The sequence below is a fragment of the Chloroflexia bacterium SDU3-3 genome (assembly GCA_009268125.1).
Classification (GTDB): Bacteria; Chloroflexota; Chloroflexia; order Chloroflexales; family Roseiflexaceae; genus SDU3-3.
Map to the genome: position 1 here is coordinate 250,725 of WBOU01000007.1, position 19,209 is coordinate 269,933.

General features: G+C 66.0%; 13 protein-coding genes. 11 read left to right on the forward strand and 2 right to left on the reverse strand.

The genetic code is table 11. From position 1 onward, the window contains the following. Nucleotides 1-46: 46 nt before the first annotated feature. A complete protein-coding gene (locus F8S13_14000) occupies nucleotides 47-475 on the forward strand; it encodes a response regulator (GenBank protein ID KAB8142663.1) in 429 nt (142 codons plus the stop codon). Further along, nucleotides 475-2,262: a response regulator gene (locus tag F8S13_14005; GenBank protein KAB8142664.1), complete on the forward strand. Its 1,788-nt coding sequence runs from the start codon at nucleotides 475-477 to the stop codon at nucleotides 2,260-2,262. The genes F8S13_14000 and F8S13_14005 overlap by 1 nt, the downstream gene beginning before the upstream one ends. Here F8S13_14005 and F8S13_14010 read toward each other — a convergent pair. Both F8S13_14010 and F8S13_14015 read right to left on the reverse strand, forming a co-directional pair. After that, a complete protein-coding gene (locus tag F8S13_14010) occupies nucleotides 2,120-2,515 on the reverse strand; it encodes a response regulator (protein KAB8142665.1) in 396 nt (131 codons plus the stop codon). The two genes, F8S13_14005 and F8S13_14010, sit on opposite strands and share 143 nt — an antisense overlap. A 258-nt stretch (nucleotides 2,516-2,773) precedes the next feature. Further along, nucleotides 2,774-4,531, reverse strand: coding sequence for a long-chain fatty acid--CoA ligase (locus F8S13_14015; protein ID KAB8142666.1), 1,758 nt, complete (start codon nucleotides 4,529-4,531; stop codon nucleotides 2,774-2,776). Between the two features lie 680 nt (nucleotides 4,532-5,211). Here F8S13_14015 and pyk point away from each other — a divergent pair. The 9 genes from pyk (at nucleotide 5,212) to F8S13_14060 (ending at nucleotide 19,198) form a co-directional block, all read left to right on the forward strand. Further along, the gene (pyk, locus tag F8S13_14020) at nucleotides 5,212-6,636 is read left to right on the forward strand and encodes a pyruvate kinase (GenBank protein ID KAB8142667.1); all 1,425 of its coding nucleotides are present in this window, start codon (nucleotides 5,212-5,214) and stop codon (nucleotides 6,634-6,636) included. A gap of 126 nt (nucleotides 6,637-6,762) precedes the next feature. Continuing rightward, complete coding sequence (locus F8S13_14025) at nucleotides 6,763-7,524, forward strand: DsbA family protein (GenBank protein ID KAB8142668.1); 762 nt, start codon at nucleotides 6,763-6,765, stop codon at nucleotides 7,522-7,524. Nucleotides 7,525-7,819: 295 nt separating this feature from the next. Continuing rightward, a complete protein-coding gene (secD, locus tag F8S13_14030; protein ID KAB8142669.1) occupies nucleotides 7,820-9,298 on the forward strand; it encodes a protein translocase subunit SecD in 1,479 nt (492 codons plus the stop codon). 12 nt (nucleotides 9,299-9,310) lie between these two features. Then, on the forward strand, nucleotides 9,311-10,288 hold the full coding sequence (gene secF / locus F8S13_14035; protein ID KAB8142670.1) for a protein translocase subunit SecF: 978 nt from the start codon (nucleotides 9,311-9,313) through the stop codon (nucleotides 10,286-10,288). Between the two features lie 812 nt (nucleotides 10,289-11,100). After that, complete coding sequence (locus tag F8S13_14040; protein ID KAB8142671.1) at nucleotides 11,101-12,963, forward strand: polysaccharide deacetylase family protein; 1,863 nt, start codon at nucleotides 11,101-11,103, stop codon at nucleotides 12,961-12,963. Next, complete coding sequence (locus F8S13_14045; protein KAB8142672.1) at nucleotides 12,951-14,813, forward strand: ABC transporter permease; 1,863 nt, start codon at nucleotides 12,951-12,953, stop codon at nucleotides 14,811-14,813. The genes F8S13_14040 and F8S13_14045 overlap by 13 nt, the downstream gene beginning before the upstream one ends. Before the next feature lie 7 nt (nucleotides 14,814-14,820). Continuing rightward, the gene (locus tag F8S13_14050; protein ID KAB8142673.1) at nucleotides 14,821-16,053 is read left to right on the forward strand and encodes an ABC transporter ATP-binding protein; all 1,233 of its coding nucleotides are present in this window, start codon (nucleotides 14,821-14,823) and stop codon (nucleotides 16,051-16,053) included. Continuing rightward, on the forward strand, nucleotides 15,926-17,260 hold the full coding sequence (locus tag F8S13_14055) for a glycosyltransferase family 2 protein (protein KAB8142674.1): 1,335 nt from the start codon (nucleotides 15,926-15,928) through the stop codon (nucleotides 17,258-17,260). Before F8S13_14050 ends, F8S13_14055 begins: the two co-directional genes overlap by 128 nt. Nucleotides 17,261-17,380: 120 nt before the next feature. Further along, complete coding sequence (locus F8S13_14060) at nucleotides 17,381-19,198, forward strand: protein kinase (protein ID KAB8142675.1); 1,818 nt, start codon at nucleotides 17,381-17,383, stop codon at nucleotides 19,196-19,198. Nucleotides 19,199-19,209: the final 11 nt, after the last annotated feature.

Genomic DNA, 19,209 nt, shown 5'->3' on the forward strand with positions numbered 1-19,209 from the left:
TCGGTTTGCTCTCTGAGCTGAGCCAAGAGACGCTAGAGGAGATCTGATGACTGAGTCAAAAATGCTGCACATCCTGCTGGTGGATGATGACGATGTGGATGTGATGAACGTGCAGCGCGCGTTCAAGAAAAACAATATCATCAACCCGCTCTACGTGGCCAGCAATGGCCTGGAGGCACTAGATTTGCTACGTGGCAATGGGGTGCAGCCCATCCCATCGGAGCGCCGCCTGATCTTGCTCGACCTGAACATGCCCAAGATGAACGGGCTAGAGTTCCTGCGCGAGATCCGCGCCGACCCTGAGCTCCACCTGCTGTCGGTGATCGTTCTGACCACCTCGGACGATGAGCGCGACAAGGTGGAGGCCTACAACCTGAACGTGGCCGGATATATCCTGAAGCCCGTGACATTTAGCGCCTTTGTCGAGACGATGGCGACGCTGAATAAGTACTGGGCGATCAACGAGCTTCCCTAATGTATGATCACCTGATGCTGCTAGTGATAGATGATGATGCGGTGGACCGCATGGCGGTGCGGCGCGCCCTGCGCGCCGCCGCTGTGCCCTGCACGATCGAGGAGGCCGCCGACAGCGATACCGCCCTGGCCGCGCTGGGTGCGAAGGCCTTCGATGTGGTGCTGATGGACTATCGCCTGCCCGACAGCGATGGCCTTGCGCTGCTGCGCGAGGTCCGCTCGCGCGGGCTGACCCTGCCGATCATCATGCTCACGGGCCAGGGCGACGAGCAGCTGGCGGTGGATCTGCTGCGGGCTGGCGCGACCGACTACCTGACCAAGAACGCGGTGTCGCCGGATGTGCTAGCCCAGAGCATCTACCGCGCCCAGCGTATCCACCGCGCCGAGCGCACCGCCGCCCAGGCCAAGGATGCCCTGCGCGTGGCCGACGAGCGGCGGCACTTTCTGGCCGAGGCCAGCCAGCACCTGGTCGAGTCGCTGGATATGGCCGTGATCCTCGATCGGCTGGCGGCGCTGGGCACCCGCGAGCTGGCCGACTGCTGCGTGGTGCAGATCGTGGGCGATGATGGCCAGATCCAGCACTCCTCGCTCTCTGTCTCCGAAGGCGTGGACGTGGGCACCGCTGGCCCGATCGAGTCGGCGCTGCTGGCCATGGTCGCCCCTGGCCAGCCCAGCCTGAAGCTGTGCCTCGCTGGCCGGTCGCTGGTCTACCCTGCGCTGGATGCGACCCTGGCCGAGCATGCCAACGCTATGGCTGTGCCCTATCTGGCGCTGGGCTTCCAGTGTGTGCTCGCGGTGCCGCTCACGGTGCGCGGCCAGGCCATCGGGGCGATCATCCTGCTGCGCGGCGCGGGTAGACCGTCCTTCGATGCCGATGAGCTGCGGCTGGCGGGCGATCTGGCCCACCGCGCCGCCATCGCGCTCGACAACGCCCGGCTCTACCACGAGGCCCAGGAGGCGGTGCGTGTGCGCGACGCCTTCCTGTCGGTGGCCGCCCACGAGCTGAAGACGCCGCTCACCACGCTGTATGGCAATGTGCAGCTGCTGCAGCGCCGCTCGCAGCGCGAGGGCACGCTCAACGAGCGCGACCAGCGCACGCTGCGGATCATCTTCGAGCAGACCGGACGCCTGAACAAGATGATCACCGCGCTGCTCGACCTCTCGCGGCTGCAGATGGGCCAGTTTAGCATCCAGCCGCAGCCGCTCGACCTGGCGGTGCTGGCGCGGCGGGTGGTGGATGAGCTTCAGCTCTCGCTGGAGCGGCATATGGTGTCGCTCGATGGGGTGGATGTGGCGGCCATGGTGCTGGGCGATGAGCTGCGGCTGGAGCAGGTGATCCAGAACCTGATCCAGAATGCGATCAAGTATAGCCCAGGGGGCGGGTTGGTGCAGGTGCGGCTGCAGCAGGATGGGGCAAACGCGATCCTGAGCGTGAGCGATCAGGGCATCGGCATACCGCAGAGCTCCATCCCGAACCTGTTTCGCCGCTTCTACCGCGCATCCAATGTGCACGATCATCATATCAGCGGCATCGGCGTGGGGCTGTTTGTGGTGAATGAGATCGTTGGGCTGCACGGCGGGCGGATCACGGTGGCCAGCACCGAGGGTGTGGGCACCACCTTCACCGTCTATCTGCCGCTGCTGGCTACACCGTCCTGCTGCGCTCGGCCAGCCAGTAGCGCGCCAGCGCGATCAGCTCGTCGAGCGCGAAGGGCTTGGCCAGCACGCCGTTGGCGTCGATGTCGGCGGCGGCGGCCACCGCCGAGTGGCCTGCGGTCATCACGATGATCGGCGCTACCACGCGGCTGGTGCGCCGGTAGGCCTCGGCGAACTCCCATCCGTTCATCAGCGGCATGTTCATGTCGAGTAGCACCAGCCCTGGCTGCAGCCGCTCGACGACCTTGAGCGCCTCGATCCCGTTGTGGGCCGCGATGACGTGGAACCCCTCCTCCTGAAGCACCACGGTCACTACCTCGCGAATGGTTGGATCGTCATCGACAACAAGTATTGGCTCTGTGTGCATGCTTGTTTCTCTCACCATGTATTTGTGATCCTAACAGGGCGGTGGCCCTGCCCGTTCGATGTGATCGGTGTTGGGTGCGCACTGCGATTGCGTATGTGTCAAACGTGATGCGGCGGCCCCACGGCGCGGCTGCGCTCCGCACGGGTGGTGCCTTGGGCCTGGTTCGCACAGGCACATCCGCTCGCATGATGATAGCTGGGCGCAGGCCGCTGAGGCGGGTGTGTCAGATCCCAGGCGCGAGTGGGCTGGGCTTTTAGGCCGTAGACATCGGTAAAGCTATGATACCATACCCTGTCCACTGCTGCGCTCGCGCAGGGCCTCCTCCAGCAGCTGGCGGCGCAGGATCTTGCCCACGCTCGACTGCGGCAGCGCGCTGCGGAAGATGAACGTGCGCGGCACCTTGTACTTGATCAGCTTGCTGGCGCATAGCTCGCGCAGCTCCTCGGCGGTGGCGCTGGCCCCTGGCCGCAGTACGATGTAGGCCGTCACGGTGTCGTCGCCGCGCGTGGGGTGCGGGATGCCCACCACGCAGCACTGCAGCACCGCCGGGTGCTCGTAGAGCACATCCTCGACCTCGCGCGGCAGCACCTGGAACCCCGAGGCCTTGATGATGTCCTTCATACGGTCGACCACAAAGAAGAACCCATCCTCATCCACCGTGCAGACATCGCCGGTGTGCAGCCAGCCATCCGCGCCTAGCGTCAGCTCGGTCTCGTTGCGGTTGTTCCAGTAGCCCTGCATCACCTGGGGGCCGCGCACCACCAGCTCGCCCCGGCTCTGGCCGTCGAAGGGCAGCGCCTCGCCGGTGTTTGGGTCGATGATCTTGGCCTCGGTATCGGGGAAGGGCAGGCCGATCGAACCAGCCTTGCGCGTGCCGTACAGCGGGGTGCAGTGGGTCACCGGCGCGGCCTCGGTCAGCCCGAAGCCCTCCACCAGCCGCCCGCCGGTGATCTGCTCGAATTGCTGCTGCAGCGTCACCGGCAGCGGGGCCGAGCCGCTGATGCAGCCGGTGATCGAGCCGAGCTGATAGGAGCGCACCTTGGGGTGGTTGACGATCGCCAGGTAGAGCGCAGGCACGCCCGGCATGATCGTGGCCTTCTGGCGCTGGATGCTCTCCATCACCAGTGTGATCGGGCGCGGGTTGGGGATGAGCACCAGCTTGGACCCTGACAGGATGCCGCAGATCAGCCCGGTGGTCATGCCGTACACATGGAAGAACGGGATGGCCAGCAGGAAGGTCTCTTTGCCGGGCTGCAGCACATCGATCCATGTGATGGCCTGCACGGCGTTGCTGATCAGGTTGCGGTGGCTGAGCATGGCGGCCTTGGGCGTGCCGGTGGTGCCGCCGGTGTACTGCAGAAGCGCCGTCTCGTCGGGGGAGATGGCCACGGGTGGCGGCGCGGGGCGGCGGCTGCGCAGCAGCTGGGTGAAGAAGTGCAGGTTGGGCTGGTCGCGCGGGGCGTCGGCCCACTCGGGGCTGCGGCGCTGCTGGATGCGCACCAGCTGGCGCATGGGCGCGGGCAGCAGATCGTAGGCGTAGGTCATGATCACGCGCTTGACCCCGGTCTCGCCCAGGATGGGCTCAAGGCTTGGCCAGAACAGGTTGAGGATGATCACGGTCTCGGCCCCCGAGTCGCGCAGCTGGTGGCGCAGCTCGGGCGCGGTGTACTGCGGGTTGTTGTTCACCACCAGCGCGCCGAGCTTCAGCGCGGCGAAGAAGGCGATCACGAACTGCGGCATGTTGGGCAGCACCAGCGCCACGCGGTCGCCCTTGCGCACGCCGAGGTCGTAGAGCGCGCCCGCCAGCCGGTCCACATAGTCGGACACCTGCTGGTAGGTGAGCGATCCCGTGATGCCGATGCGTCCGTTCCACACATAGGCCAGGACAACGTGTGTGGCGGTCTGGTGCGGGTAGCTACGTGCCGTATCCTCCAGCATCTGGGGCAGGGTCTTCTCAGGATACGTCAGCGTCGGTGGTACCTGCGGGTCATAGTGCTGTAGCCAGACTGGTGTTGACAATGGTCCCCCTCTCATAAGCCGCCGGGCGCTTCAATGGCGTTCGTCATCACGGATGTTCGATGGTGCCCAGCACTGGGCTGGGTCATTGTAGCACCACCGCTGTGCTTGCGAGATAGCCGACCACTGCTTCCAGGATTCACATGGTGTCACTTTTTCGTACAGACCATCTGGATGCGGCAGATCGTGTCATCCTGCGTGTCAAGACATGCATCGCAAACAAGATCAAAGAAATCGTACCCACTTGGCCCATGCGGCGAAGGCGCTGCTCACGCCAGCTGGCCATATGCACGAATATGAGCTGCCAGCGAGCGGCATAGGGACGCCCAACATTGGGAGTTCGAAGGGGGCGACGCCCTCACAGTGATTCTTGGCTCCCTTTTTTCCTTGCTGTCTTGGCGTCTTGGTGGTAAAAGAATCGGCGCGCTGTCGAGAACGCATAGACCCTACCACCGGTTCGCCGCACAGCCGCCAGAACCGTGACCATTTATTGAATGTGACGGCGCGCACAGATGTTACAATCATAGCGCGGCTTATGATTGAGAAGGTACTATGCCGCTGGGATCTCGCGGAATGGCTTTTGCGGGGTATGAACTGAAGGATGGCCTGCGCCGCAGCGCCATAGCAGGATAAGAACAATGTAGCCCGCGTTTGTTTGGATAGAGGAACCAAACGCACGATTGAAAAGGAGCTAGAGCATGCGTCGTACCAAGATCGTCGCCACGATCGGGCCGGTGAGCGAGAGCGCCGAGATGCTGGACAAGCTGATCGCCGCTGGTATGAATGTGGCGCGTATGAACTTCTCGCATGGCGAGCACAGCGAGCACGCCGACCGCATCGCGCGGGTGCGCGCGGCGGGCCAGCGGGCCGGGCGCGCAGTGGCCGTGCTGCAAGATCTGCAGGGCCCGAAGATCCGCACTGGCAAGCTGATCAACGGCGGCCCCGTCACCCTGACGGCGGGCCAGCGCTTCATCATCACCGTGCGCAACGAGCTGGGCACCGCGCAGCGCGTCAGCACCACCTACACCCCCCTGCCCCAGGATGTGAAGCTGGGCGACAACATCCTGATCTCCGATGGCCTCATCCGGCTGCGCGTGGTGGAGATCGAGGGCGATGATGTCGTGACCGAGGTGGTGGCGGGCGGCGTGCTGCGCGAGCGCCAGGGCATCAACCTGCCGGGCGTCAATGTCAGCGCGCCCTCGCTCACCGAGAAGGACATCGTCGATCTGGAGTTCGGCCTCTCGCAGAACGTGGATCTGGTGGCGCTGTCGTTCGTGCGCTCGGCATCCAACGTGGAGGAGCTGCGCCGCCGCATCCAGGCGGCGGGCAAATCCACCCCGATCATCGCCAAGATCGAGAAGCCCGAGGCCCTGGACGACCTCGACAACATCATCAGCGCGGTGGATGGCGTGATGGTGGCGCGCGGCGACCTGGGCGTGGAGATCCCCGCCGAGCAGGTGCCGATCGCCCAGAAGCGCATCATCGACCTGTGCAACCGCCAGGGCAAGCCGGTGATCACCGCCACCCAGATGCTCGACTCGATGATCCGCAACCCCCAGCCCACCCGCGCCGAGGCCAGCGATGTGGCTAACGCCATCCTCGATGGCACCGACGCCGTGATGCTCAGCGGCGAGACAGCGGTGGGGGCCTACCCGGTCGAGTCGATCGAGATGATGGCCCGCATCGCCGAGGTCACCGAGTCGAGCATCCTGGCATCCCAGGCGGCGGGCGGCATCCCGCTGTCGCTGCTGGCCAGCGTGCTCGCCCGCGACCCGATCAGCGTGGCCGCCCACGCCCTGATGATCGAGTCGCCTGTCACCGCGATCGTGGCCTTCACCGTCAGCGGCGCGACGGCGCTGCGCGTGGCCCGCCAGCGCCCCCACGAGCCGATCTTCGTGTTCACCCCCAGCGAGGTGACCTACCGCTGGCTCAGCGTGGTCTGGGGCCTGAAGCCCATCCTCTGCCGCCCCGTGCAGGATCTGGTCGACCTGACCGCCCTGATCAACCGCGAGCTGGTGGTGCGCGGCCTGATGAAGCCGGGCGAGACGGTGGTGATGACCGGCGGCCACCCCACCATGGGCCTGGGCCGCACCGACTTTGTGAAGATGCTGACGCTCAGCTAGCGCGCCTAGCCCGCCCCGCCCGCGAGGACATTTCCCACTGGGAGGTGTCCTTTTGCTTTTAACCGGGTCTGGGTCTCATCAATCTCTTATGCTACATTTCCCCATTGCTCTACCACAGCCCGCGCCATGTTCGGTATAATGGCCGCCAGTGAGATGTTTATTTTTAATGAAGGATCAAGAAGGATTACTGTTATGAGCGCTCGTTCGCAACGCCGTGGCCGCACCACCCCCAAGCAGAGCAACGCCTCGCTGCTGCCTGTCTACATCGGCATCGGTGTAGTGCTGCTGGTGGGTGTCATTCTGCTGGCGATCGGCGCAAGCGGCAGCAAGCCGCCCACGGGCACCACCACGATCAGCGATGCCTCGCTGGCGGGCTACCCCACCATGGGCAAGGCCGACGCGCCGGTGACGGTGGTTGAGTTCGGCGACTACCAGTGCCCAGGCTGCGCCGCCTACGCCAACGACCAGGGCAAGAAGATCAAAGAGTCGTACGTCGACACCGGCAAGGTGAAGTTCGTGTTCCACGAGCTGCCGATCAGCAGCCACGCCCACGCCTACGTGGCCGCGCAGGCCGCCCGCATCGCTGGCGACCAGGGCAAGTTCTGGGAGATGCACGAGCTGCTGTTCGCCAAGCAGACCGAGTGGGCGCCGCTCTCGCCCGCGCAGGTGAAGGTCAAATTCAGCGAGTACGCCCAGGAGCTGGGTCTGGATGTGACGGCCTTCAACCAGTCGCTGGAGAGCAACAAGTACCGCAGCGAGATCGATAAGGCCTCGCAGGAGTCGCTGGCCGCTGGTATTCAGTCCACGCCCTCGTTTGTGATCAACGGCAAGATCTACCAGGCCTCGGGCCTGGATCAGGCCATCGAGGCCGCGCTGGCGGGCAAGTAGCCCCCGCGTCGCCTGCGGGCGATCGCCCAAGTATGCGCGGGGCCAGCCCGGCCCCGCATCGCCAGAGTTGGCCTATGCGACAGCGTTGCAGCGAGTGAGATCAAGCGGCAGGTTTCCGGCGCCTTGGGGCGCAGGGCCTGCCGTTTGGTGTGCCCAGCCATGTGGCACCGATCTGCATCTCAATGCCAAACTTTGACAGTCTGCACCCCTAGCAACTATAATAGTGCAGTTTTTTGGCGGTCCCCGCGTGTGTATGCTCCGGACCTTTGGTTTTTATATGGAGGCAGGCACAACCGTGCGAAATCGAAATGTTATAACCTTGATCCTGATCTTGGTGGTGGCTGGTCTGGCGATCTGGATTGATTTTGCGCCCGACAACACCTGGCTTGGCCGCGATGTGAGCACGCGTCTTGGCCTTGATCTCCAGGGCGGCACCCAGGTGCTGCTCAAAGCAGTCTCGCAGACCGACCAGGCCGTGACCAGAGATGAGATCCAGACTGCCGCTCGTGTGATCGAGCAGCGCGTCAACGGCCTCGGCGTCAGCGAGGCGGTGGTGCAGACCTCGGGGAACGACCGCATCGTCGTCGAGATGCCGGGCGTCAAAGACCCCGAGCAGGCCATCCAGACCATCCGCAGCACCGGCCAGCTGGAGTTTGTCGACCCGCAGGCCCAGTACCTGACCACCGGCGCGATCGTGCGCACCAGCAACAACCCCAACCCCGCCGCCCTGCTGGCCACGGCCACGCCCACCAGCACCGCGACGCTGAGCGAGACCGGCGCGCTCACCAGCACCGCCACGCTCACCCCGACCACCGAGGCCCAAGGCCCGATCTTCAGCAGCATCACCAAGGGCCGCGACCTGAGCACCAGCGATGTGATGCTGAACTTCGGCTCCAACCAGAACATCACATCGGGCCAGTACGCCGTGAACTTCGCGTATCGCGGCGAGTCGGCCACCGCGCTGGAGCGCTGGACCTCGCAGAACATCGGCAAGCCGATGTGTATCGTGATCGACAACACGGTGCAGAGCTGCGCCACCGTGCAGGCCACCCTGGTGGGCGGCCAGGGCCAGATCACCACCAGCACCAAGCAGGAGTCCGAGGCGATCTACCAGCAGCTGAAGTACGGCGCGCTGCCGGTCTCGCTCTCGATCGAGTCGAGCCGCACCGTGGGCGCGACCCTGGGTGCCGACTCGGTGTCGGCCAGCCTGTTCGCGGGTATCGTCGGCCTGGCCGTGGTGGCGCTGTTCATGATCCTCTACTACCGCCTGCCGGGCGTGCTGGCCACCGTGGCGCTGCTGATCTACACCGCGATCAGCTTCGCGATCTACCGTGTGGTGCCGATCACGCTCACCCTGGCCGGTATCGCGGGCTTCGTGCTCTCGATCGGTGTGGCGGTGGATGCCAACGTGCTGATCTTCGCCCGCCTGAAGGAAGAGCTGCGCAAGGGTATGAGCCTGCGCAAGTCGGTCGACCTCTCCTTCAAGGAGGCCTGGCCGGCCATCCGCGACTCCAGCGCGGCCACGATCATCACCAGCGTCATTCTGTTCATGTTCGGCAACTCGTTCGGCGTCAGCATCATCAAGGGCTTCGCTGTAACCCTGGGCCTGGGTATCCTGATCAGCCTGTTCACGGCGGTGACGGCGACCCGCACCTTCCTGCACATGATCGTGCCGCTGCCCTTTGCCCAGAACCCCTGGATGTACGAGCTGGATGAGGCCCCTGGCCTTGAGCACGGGCGGCGCGATGATCGCGGCGTAGCGACCGAAGCCTAGAAGGAGACGACGATGAACAAAATTGTGGCCCACCGCTACTGGTGGTTTGCGCTTTCCCTGCTGTTGATCCTTCCGGGCTTGGTGTTTCTGATGATCCCCGGCATCGGCCTGCGCCCGAGCATCGATTTCGCTGGCGGCTCGATGTGGGAGATCAACCTGCCCAAGGCCCAGGCCAGCGACATCCACACCGAAGACATCCGCGAGATCTTCGCCCAGAACGGCCTGGAGAACGCGGTGGTTCAGATGAGCGAGGCCAAGCTGCCCGATGGCAGCACGGTGCCTAGCGCGATCATCCGCTCGAAGTCGCTTGACGCCAACAACGCCGAGAAGCAGCAGCAGGATATCCTGGCCGCGCTGAGCGCGAAGTATGGCGAGGCCCAGCGCGAGCAGATGCAGAGCGTGGGCGCGACGGTGAGCCAGGAGTCGACCCGCAGCGCGGTGCTGGCGGTGATCGGCGCGATGGCGGTGATCCTGGTCTACCTGACCATCGCCTTCCGCAAGGCCCCGCACCCCATCCGCTACGGCACATGCGCCATCTTGGCCATGGCCCACGATGTGCTGGTGGTGCTCGGCTCGGCCTCGATCCTCGGCTACTTCGTGGGTCTAGAGGTCGACTCGCTGTTCCTCACCGCGCTGCTCACGATCATCAGCTTCTCGGTGCACGATACGATCGTGGTGTTCGACCGCGTGCGCGAGAACCTGGCCCACCGCCGCAGCGGCGAGAGCTTCGAGGAGGTGGTGAACCACTCGATCGTGCAGACTCTGCCGCGCTCGATCAACACCCAGCTGACCTCGATGTTCACGCTCACGGCGCTGCTGATGTTTGGCGGCGCGAGCATCCGCAACTTCGTGATCATCCTGCTGATCGGCCTGATCTCGGGCACCTACTCGTCGATCTTCAACGCCGCCCAGCTGCTGGTGGTGTGGGAGAACTACGAGTGGCGCAACTGGTTCCGTGGCAACCGTTCCAGCGAGACGGCCTCGGCCTAGCTTGCTTGGTGAAGAGCGGAATGAAACAAGGCGGGTGGCGCAATGCTGCCCGCTTTGTTTGTATTTTGCACTCTAGCTTTGCGCTGGGTGTGACAGCACGAGGCGAGTCCGTGGTTTTCTTTTGTATAGGTCTTGCAGGGGTGAAATAGGCTCTTGCAGGGGTGAAATAAGCTCTTGCAGGGGGTGCATAGGTTCTTGCAGGGGGTGCATAGGTTCTTGCAGGGATGAAATAGGTTCTTGTAGTCATGAAATAGGCTCTTGCAGGGGTGAAATAGGCTCTTGTAGGGGTGAAATAGGCTCTTGCAGCGGGTGCATAGGTTTTTGCAGGGATGAAATAGGTTCTTGTAGTCATGAAATAGGTTCTTGCAGCGGGTGCATAGGTTTTTGCAGCACGGTGTTTTTCTGATACCAAGTTGTGCTTGGCTGGTTGCTTGCGAATCATGATGGTGGTATGTGTTTGGTAGGTGGATGCCCTGCGCGGGCGGCGCACAGGGGCCAGCCCCTGTGAACCCCGCCAGGGGGCATCGCCCCCTTGGAACCCCCAATGTTGAGTGTTCCTATGCCGTTTCCTGGCGGCTCGTGTTTGTGCATATGGCCATCAAAACCCTATCGGCACCTTCGCCGTATGGGCCGGGTGGATAGGGTTTGCTCTGCACGCTTTCCAAGTCCTCTTGTGTTCCCTTGGAGTCTTGGAGTCTTGGTGGTGAAAAACCTCGTGCCTTCGCGTCTTCGTGGTATTCATGGCCGGAGCGCGGGGTTTTGTTTCCCGCCGAGAGAGTATGCTACAATAGGCCGCTTTGATGAGGTGGCATGTGACCCGACGTTTTCTCGCGCTTGCTCTGGCGCTGGGCCTCCTGGTGCTTGTGGGCGCTTTCCTTATGGTGCGGCAGCGCCAGCTGAGCTGCGCACCCATCCCATTGCTGAGCGACGACATCCTGCCCAATGCGGCCCTGATGCCCGCGAACGGATCGCGCATGCCCGATGGGTGGGCCAGCCGCGCATCCGGCGTGGAGCTGCGCGGCCAGGCCGTGAGCCAGAACCCCGACGAGTGGGGCTTCGATCTGGATGGCGACGGTCGCTCGCTCCAGCTGATCGGCATCGCCAACGAGGTGCTGACGCCGCTGGTGCCGGTGGCGCCTGGGCGATCCTACTGCTTTGTGGGCCGCGCCCTGGCCGACAGCCCCGCCAAGCACTCGGCCACCCGGCTGCGGCTGGTGTTCGAGTGGCAGGATGGCGCGGGCCAGACGCTGGCGGAGCAGCCCAGCATCTGGCAGCAGGCCTCGCTCTGGCGGCAGGATGCGGCGGTGGATTGGTCCACCATCACGGCGGCGGCGCAGGCCCCGGCCCAGGCCGCCGCGCTGCGGGTGCATGTGCAGCCCAGCTCGGACGACCGCGTGTACCTAGATGGCATGCATCTGCGGGCCACGATGTTTGGCCCCAGCCAGCTGGCCGCGCAGCCCCCCGCCGCCCCCGCCCAGGTGCAGCTCGCGCCCTGGCCCGGCGGCGCGCAGGCCGCGCTCGCCTTCACCTTCGACTGGGAGACCGAGATGGGCGGCCTCATCCACACCCGCTCGACCAGCGACGACCCCAACGCGGCGAGCACCCCCGAGCTGCGCGCCATGCGCATGCGCGAGGGTGTCACCACCACGCTCGACCTGTTTCGGCCCCACGGGTTCCGCGCCACCTACTACGCCACCGGCTACAACTTTCTGATGGGCAACACCGAGGGCCGCAGCTTTATGGGCGACCCGACCTACGCATGGGCCACGCGGCAGGCGGGCTGGCAGCAGGATTGGTCGCGGCAGCCCTGGTTTGGTGACGACCCGCGCGGCACGGTGGCCAGCCACCCTGGCTGGTACTTTGGCGACCTGATCGCCATGCTCCAGGCCGAGAAGCAGGACATCCAGTCGCACACCTTCGCTCATTTTTCGGGCCAATATGTGACCAGCGACGACTGGAGGAGCGATCTGGCGGCCTGGAAGGAAGCCGCCGCCGCGCGCGGCGTGGCCCCGGCGCGCTCGCTGGCCTTCCCTTGGTCCAGCAGCAACGGCATGAGCGACGACGACTGGCGCGCGCTGGAGGAGGCGGGCATCCGCTCGGTCACGCGCACCGCGTGGTCGCAGCCCAAGTCGGCGCTGTTCGCCCGCGCCACCCCCGCCGCCGACGGCCTGGTCGAGCAGCCGCGCTGCCGCCCCATTCCCGGCCACGAGCGCATCCTGGCCTGCCCCGACTTCTACCTGCACGACGGCAGCGCCGCCGCCGCCACCCGCCAGATCGACGCGGCCATCGCGGCGGGCGGCATGATCGACATGTGGGCGCACACCGAGGAGGTGACGACGCCCAGCCAGCTCGCCACGTGGGCGCAGGTGGTGGCCTACGCCGCCGCCCAGCGCGACGCGGGCAGGCTGTGGGTGGCCCCGCTGAGCGAGATCGCCGACTGGCAGCAGGCGCTCGACATGGTGACGCTGGATGTGCGCACCAACAACGATCAGACAATGGTGATAACTGTGACCAATACAAGCTCTCTCGAACTTAGCGGGCTGGCGCTGCGCGTGCCCGCCAGCGTGCGGCGGGCCGAGGCCGCAGGCACGGCCATGGCTCTGCCCGGCGCGGGCCTGCTGACGCTGGATGTGGCCCCCGGCCAGCGCGTGGAGGTGACCCTATGGCCCGAGTAGCCCTGCCCCCCACCGTCTCCTCGGCGCTGCTGCGCCAGCGCGGCCCGCTGCGGGCCTACCAGTGGATCTGGCTGCTGGGCTGCGTGCTGGTGGCGCTGGCCGTGGGCGCGCCGCGCATCGTCACGCGGCCCGTGCTCTACACCGCGCAGAGCGCCGTGCAGGTGGACCCGGCGCGCAGCTACGCGCCGCTGGTGACCACGCAGCCCGACGCCGCCAACTACGCCGCCGAGCGCGGCGAGTTCGACGCCGTGGCCAAGATCGCTGTGGGGCTGCTGCGCGTGAAGCAGACCGAGGCTGGCCCGGTCTACCCGCGCCTGGGCAGCTACGAAAGCCCGAACAGCAGCTTCTCGGTCACGTTTGCGCCCCAGGCCGATGGCCGCGTGCTGGTGACGACCCTGACCGACGATGCGGCCCAGGCCCAGCGGCTGGCCGACGACGCCGCCGAGGCCTTCGCGCGCAGCCTGCGGGCGGCGGGCGGGCGCGAGATCTTCCGCCAGCTGGTGGGCTGGGAGGCCTACGGCGCGGCCACCGGCACGCCCGCCAAGGATGCCTTCCAGCGCGACCTGCGCGACATCTGGCTGCGCGAGGCCTTCCCGCTGCGCGTGGCGGTGAACTTTGTCGAGAAGCCCCACACCGTGGACATGCTGGCCCCCGAGGACCGCAGCGACCTGGCCCGCGCGCTGGAGGTGCGCGAGCAGGAGCTGAGCCAGGTGGATCTGTACGCCCTGCGGGTGCGCCGCGACGGGGCCGAGGGCGAGGCCCGCGCCCAGATGACCACCGACGTGCAGCGACTGGAGCGCGGCCTGGCCTCCATCCGCGATGCGCTGGCCGTGCTCTACAGCACCTATGGCGAGACCTACAGCCCCGACGCGCCGAGCGCGGTGTACCGCAGCCAGCTGGCCACCGCCGCCAGCGTGATCGACCCGCAGATCCCGCAGCTGCTAGGGCTGGTGGTGCTGCTGGGCCTGGTGTTCGGCGGGCTGGGCGTGGCGCTCGACCGCAGCGCCGGGGTGATGCCCAAGCTGGGCGAGATCTGGTCATACCGCGAGCTGATCCGCAACCTGGTGCTGCGCGACCTGCGCGTGCGCTACAAGGGCAGCATGTTCGGCTACCTGTGGACCCAGCTGGCCCCGCTGCTGCTGATGCTGGTGTTCCTGTTCGTGTTCAGCACGCTCCAGAAGCAGGCGATCGCGCTGTTCCCGGTGTTTCTGATCGTGGGCCTGCTGCCCTGGAACTTCTGCGCCGAGGCCATGACCAGCGGCTCGCGCAGCATCATCGACAACGCCAACCTGATCAAGAAGGTGTTCTTCCCGCGCGAGATCCTGCCGATGGTGAGCGTGATCTCGGCGCTGGTAAACTATGTGCTCTCGCTGCCGATGATGTTTTTGGTGATCGCGGTCGCCCAGCTGCTCTACAAGCCGCTTGGCCATATCAACTTCTCGATCACCTACGCCTACCTGCCGGTGCTGCTGCTGCTTGAGGCCATGCTGATGACCGGCATCGTGTTCTTCACCAGCGCGCTGGCGGTCAGCTTCCGCGACTTCGTGCACCTGATCGGCATCCTGGTGCAGTTCTGGTTCTTCCTCACGCCGGTGGTCTACTCCATGTCCAACCTGCAGCTCAGCCCCGCGCAGGAGCAGGCGATGCGCTGGCTCAACCCCATGGCCTCGCTGATCGAGTTCTACCACGAGACGCTCTACGGCGGCGTGGTATATGTGAACGAGATCCCGGTGACGGCCTGGCCCGCGCTCGACAGCGTGTTTCGGGTGTTTCTGACGGCGGTGGTGGTGCTGTCGGTCGGCTACTGGTTCTTCCAGCGTCGCAGCCGCACGTTTGGCGAATCGATCTAGGTGAGAAATGGCAAACGCGATAGAATTTCACGATGTCTCCAAGCGCTTCACGCTGCACACCGATAAACGCGACACGGTTCAGGAGCGGATCACCGGCCTGTTCCGCCCGCGCGGCCAGTCCGAGGACTACTGGGCGCTGCGCGGGGTCTCGTTCGAGGTGCCCGAGGGCCAGAGCATCGCGCTGGTGGGCCACAACGGCGCGGGCAAATCCACCGCGCTCAAGCTGATGACCCGCATCCTGGAGCCGACCACGGGCACGGTGCAGATGCGCGGGCGGATCGCGGCGCTGCTGGAGCTGGGCAGCGGCTTCCACCCCGACCTGAGCGGGCGCGAGAACGTGTTCCTGAACGGCTCGCTGATGGGCTTCTCGCGCCGCGATATGGAGCTGCGTCTAGAGGAGATTATCGACTTCTCGGGCATCGGCCAGTTCATCGACATGGAGGTCAAGCACTACTCGTCGGGCATGTACACCCGCCTGGCCTTCGCCGTGGCCACCTCGGTCGACCCCGACATCCTGATCACCGACGAGGTGCTGGCGGTCGGCGACGAGGCCTTCCAGCGCAAGTGTATGGAGCGAATCTACAGCTTCCGCCAGCAGGGCAAGACGATCGTGTTTGTCTCGCACGCGCTCGACACAGTGCGCACGCTGTGCGACCACGCGGTGTGGCTGGAAAAGGGCGAGCCGCAGCTGGTGGGCGAGGCGGGCGAGGTGGTGGATGCCTACCTGGCCAAGGTGAATGAGGCCGAGGCCGAGGCGCTGCGCAAGCGCGGCCTGTCCACCGGCGCGGGCGAGGACACGCCTTACCGGCGCGGCACCCGCGAGATCGAGATCGTGCGGGTCGAGCTGATCGGCGCGACGGGCCGCGACCAGTTGGTGTTCAACACCCGCGAGCCGCTGACGGTGCGCATGCACTACGTGGCCCATCAGCGCATCGAGCGGCCCGTGTTTGGCATCGGCCTGAACCACGAGAGCGGCTTCCTGATCAGCGGGCCGAACACCGCGTTCAGCCATGTCGACATCGCCTCGGTGCAGGGCGCTGGCCACGTGGACTACGTGATCGAGTCGCTGCCGCTGCTGGCCGGGCGCTACGCCTTCAGCGTGGCCGCCTACGATGAGACCATGCAGCACCCCTACGACCACCACGACAGGCTCTACCCGATCACTGTGCATAGCACTGGGCTCAGCGAGCGCTACGGCGTGGTGCCGCTGGCCGGTGGCTGGAAGATCTGCGATGACTAGCGCGCCTATCGCCACTATCGCCATCATCACCTACAACAGCGCCGAGCAGATCGAGGCCTGCCTGGCGGCGGCCAGCCAGCTGGAGCCGCTGGGTGCGTACGAGCTGCTGGTGCTGGACAACGCCTCGCACGATGGCACGCTCCAGCGCGTGCGCGCCAGCTTCCCCCAGGTGCGCCTGATCGCCGAGGGCGAGAACTGGGGCTTTGCTGGCGGGGTTAACCGCGCCGCCGCCGCCGCCACGGGCGAGTACGTGCTGCTGCTCAACCCCGACGCCACCCCCGAGCCATCGTGGGCGCGCGAGCTGCTGGCCGCGCTGGCCCAGCCGGGCGTGGGTGTGGCGGGCAGCCGCGTGCTGGAGCCGGATGGCCGCATCCAGTCGCTGGGCAGCGACATCGACATGCGCGTGCTGCTCACAGCGCACCGCACTGCGCCGCTGGGCGAGGATCTGGCCGATGTGGATGCGGTGCACGGCGCGGCCATGGGCTTCGCGCGGCAGGTCTGGCGGCAGCTGGGCGGCTTCGACGAGGGCTTCTACCCGGCCTACTGGGAAGAGGTTGACTTCTGCGAGCGTGTGCGGCGCGCTGGCATGCGCTGCGTGGTGGCCCCGCGCGCCGCTGTGCGCCACGCCGAGGCCTCATCCACCGGCAAGTACAGCCCCGAGTTCTACGGCTACTACCTGCGCAACCGGCTGCGCTACGCCGCCAAGTGGCTGGCCTGGCCCGAGCTATGGGGCAGCTTCCGCCCCGCCGAGCACGCGCGGCTGCGAATAGCACCAATGGTTGATTGCCAAGTTGCCTCGCTGGTGTATGATAGAGGCGTACCAGCGCCAGAATTGCCAAACGCATCCGCCCGCGCCAGCCTACGGCAGCTTGGCGGCGATCTGCGCACGCGCAAGCTGCCCGAAGACACAACGGCCCTGATCGATGCCCAGCTCGCGCTGGCCGAGGAGAACAGCGTCCATCACGAGGTGCAGTTTACCTCGCGGCTGGGCGTGCTGGCGCGCTTCCGCACGATCTGGAACAGCGTGGCCACACGCTGGTATGTGCGCCCGAACCTCGATCAGCAGACCCGCTACAACCTAGCGGTGCAGCGCGCCTTCTCGGCCTATCTGCGCCAGGAGACCGCGCGGGCGGCGGCGCAGTCGCTGGATGTGGCGCTGCTCGCCTATCGGATGGAGCAGGATTCGCAACGCACCGTTGGGAACTAGCGTATACGTTTGAGAGTCTTTTATAGAGTACAATAGTATGTGCTGGTGGCGGGGCCGCTATCGCATGTAGCCACTTCTGTCGCGGGGTTGCGGCTTTGCTGCCGCCCTACCAACATAACCATGACCGCTTCTCCCTACAACACGCTGCCTCCAAAGACGATGCTGCAGGGCCGCTATCGGATCATCCGCCTGATCGGGCGCGGTGGCATGGGCGCTGTCTACGAGGCGACCGACACCCGGCTGCGCACCTCGGTGGCGATCAAGCAGACGCTGGTGAACAACGGGCAGTTCCGCAATGCCTTCCAGCGCGAGGCCTATATCCTCGCGCGGCTGCGCCATATCGCGCTGCCGTTTGTGACCGATTTCTTCAGCGAGGAAGAGGTTGAGTTCCTGGTGATGCAGTTTATCCCAGGCCCCGATCTGGCGGCGCAGCTGGCCCGCCGCAGCCAGCCGTTCGAGCTAGACCAGGTGCTGCGCTGGGCCGATCAGCTGCTGGATGCCCTGATCTACCTGCACGAGCAGGAGATAATGGTGCTGCACCGCGACATCAAGCCTCAGAATCTTAAGGTACTGCCCAACGGTCAGGTGGTGCTGCTCGACTTCGGCCTCGCCAAGGGTGCCGCCACCACGCAGTCCGAGGCGATGACGGTCAGCAGCATCTTTGGCTTCACGCCCAACTACGCCCCGCTTGAGCAGATCCGCTCCAACGGCACTGAGCCGCGATCCGACATCTACTCGCTGGCGGCCACGCTCTACCACCTGCTAGCCAACGCCACGCCCGCCAATGCGCTTGAGCGGGTCGAGGCCAGCGTCAACGGCCTGCCCGACCCGCTGCACGACCTGCGCGCGCTGAACCCGAGCGTGCCCGCCGCCGTCAGCTCCATCCTTATGCGCGCGCTCGACCTGCGGATCGATAATCGCCCACCCACCGCCCGCGCCATGCGCGCCGCCCTGGACGAGGTGCGCAGCGTGATCGTGCAGGATGCATCCCAGGCCGAGACGGTGCTGGTGGCCCATGCGGCCTCGGGCAGCAGCGCGCCCCGCGTGGCCACGGCCATCCAAGATGAACCGGCGAGCGCACCAGCGGAGCGTGCGCTGTCATCCGACATTCGCTCGCTCGGGCCAGCCGCGCCCAGTACCCTGCGCCTTGGGCGCTGGAGCCTGCCGCTGCGCGCGCCTGCGGCCTGGGTGGGCCTGGCCGTGGTCGGCATCGCGCTGATCGGTGGTGGCGTGCTGCCGCCGCTGCTGTCGCAGCCTGGCGGCGGCGGCCCGATCATGAGCCTGATGGGCAACCGCCCAACGAGCACCGCAACGCTCACTCCATCCACCACCGCCACCGCAACGCTCAGGCCCACGCGCCGGGCTACACAGGCCCCCACGGCCACGGCTACGCCCACGGCCACGGCCACGCTCACACCCACGGCCACGCTCACACCCACGGCCACGCTTACGCCGACACGCCGCCCTACTGTGCGCCCGCGCCCCTCGCGCACGCCCGAGCCGCCGACGCCCGAGCCGCCGACGCCCGAGCCGCCGACGCCCGAGCCGCCGACGCCTGTGACGCTCACCGCCGCGCCAAATAGGCCTTCGGCACGCCAAGAGCAAGATTCGGATAACCGCGACTCGCCAACGGCGACCCCGGTGCGGACCCAGATCGTGATCACGATAGAGCCAACTCTCGATCTGACGAATATTCCGACCAGCGAGCCGACCATGTCGGCCACCGAGAAGCCGACCAGCGACGCCTACCCTGGCCCTGGCGGCTCAACCTCGACGCCGCAAGCCTCCAGCGAGCCGACGAGCGAGCCGACGAGCGAACCGACGAGCGAACCGACCAGCGAACCGACCAGCGAACCGACCAGCGAGCCGACCAGCGAGCCGACCAGCAAGCCGACCAGCGAGCCGACCGAGCGACCAACTTCTGGGGCTAGCCTCTAGCAGCGCCCTTG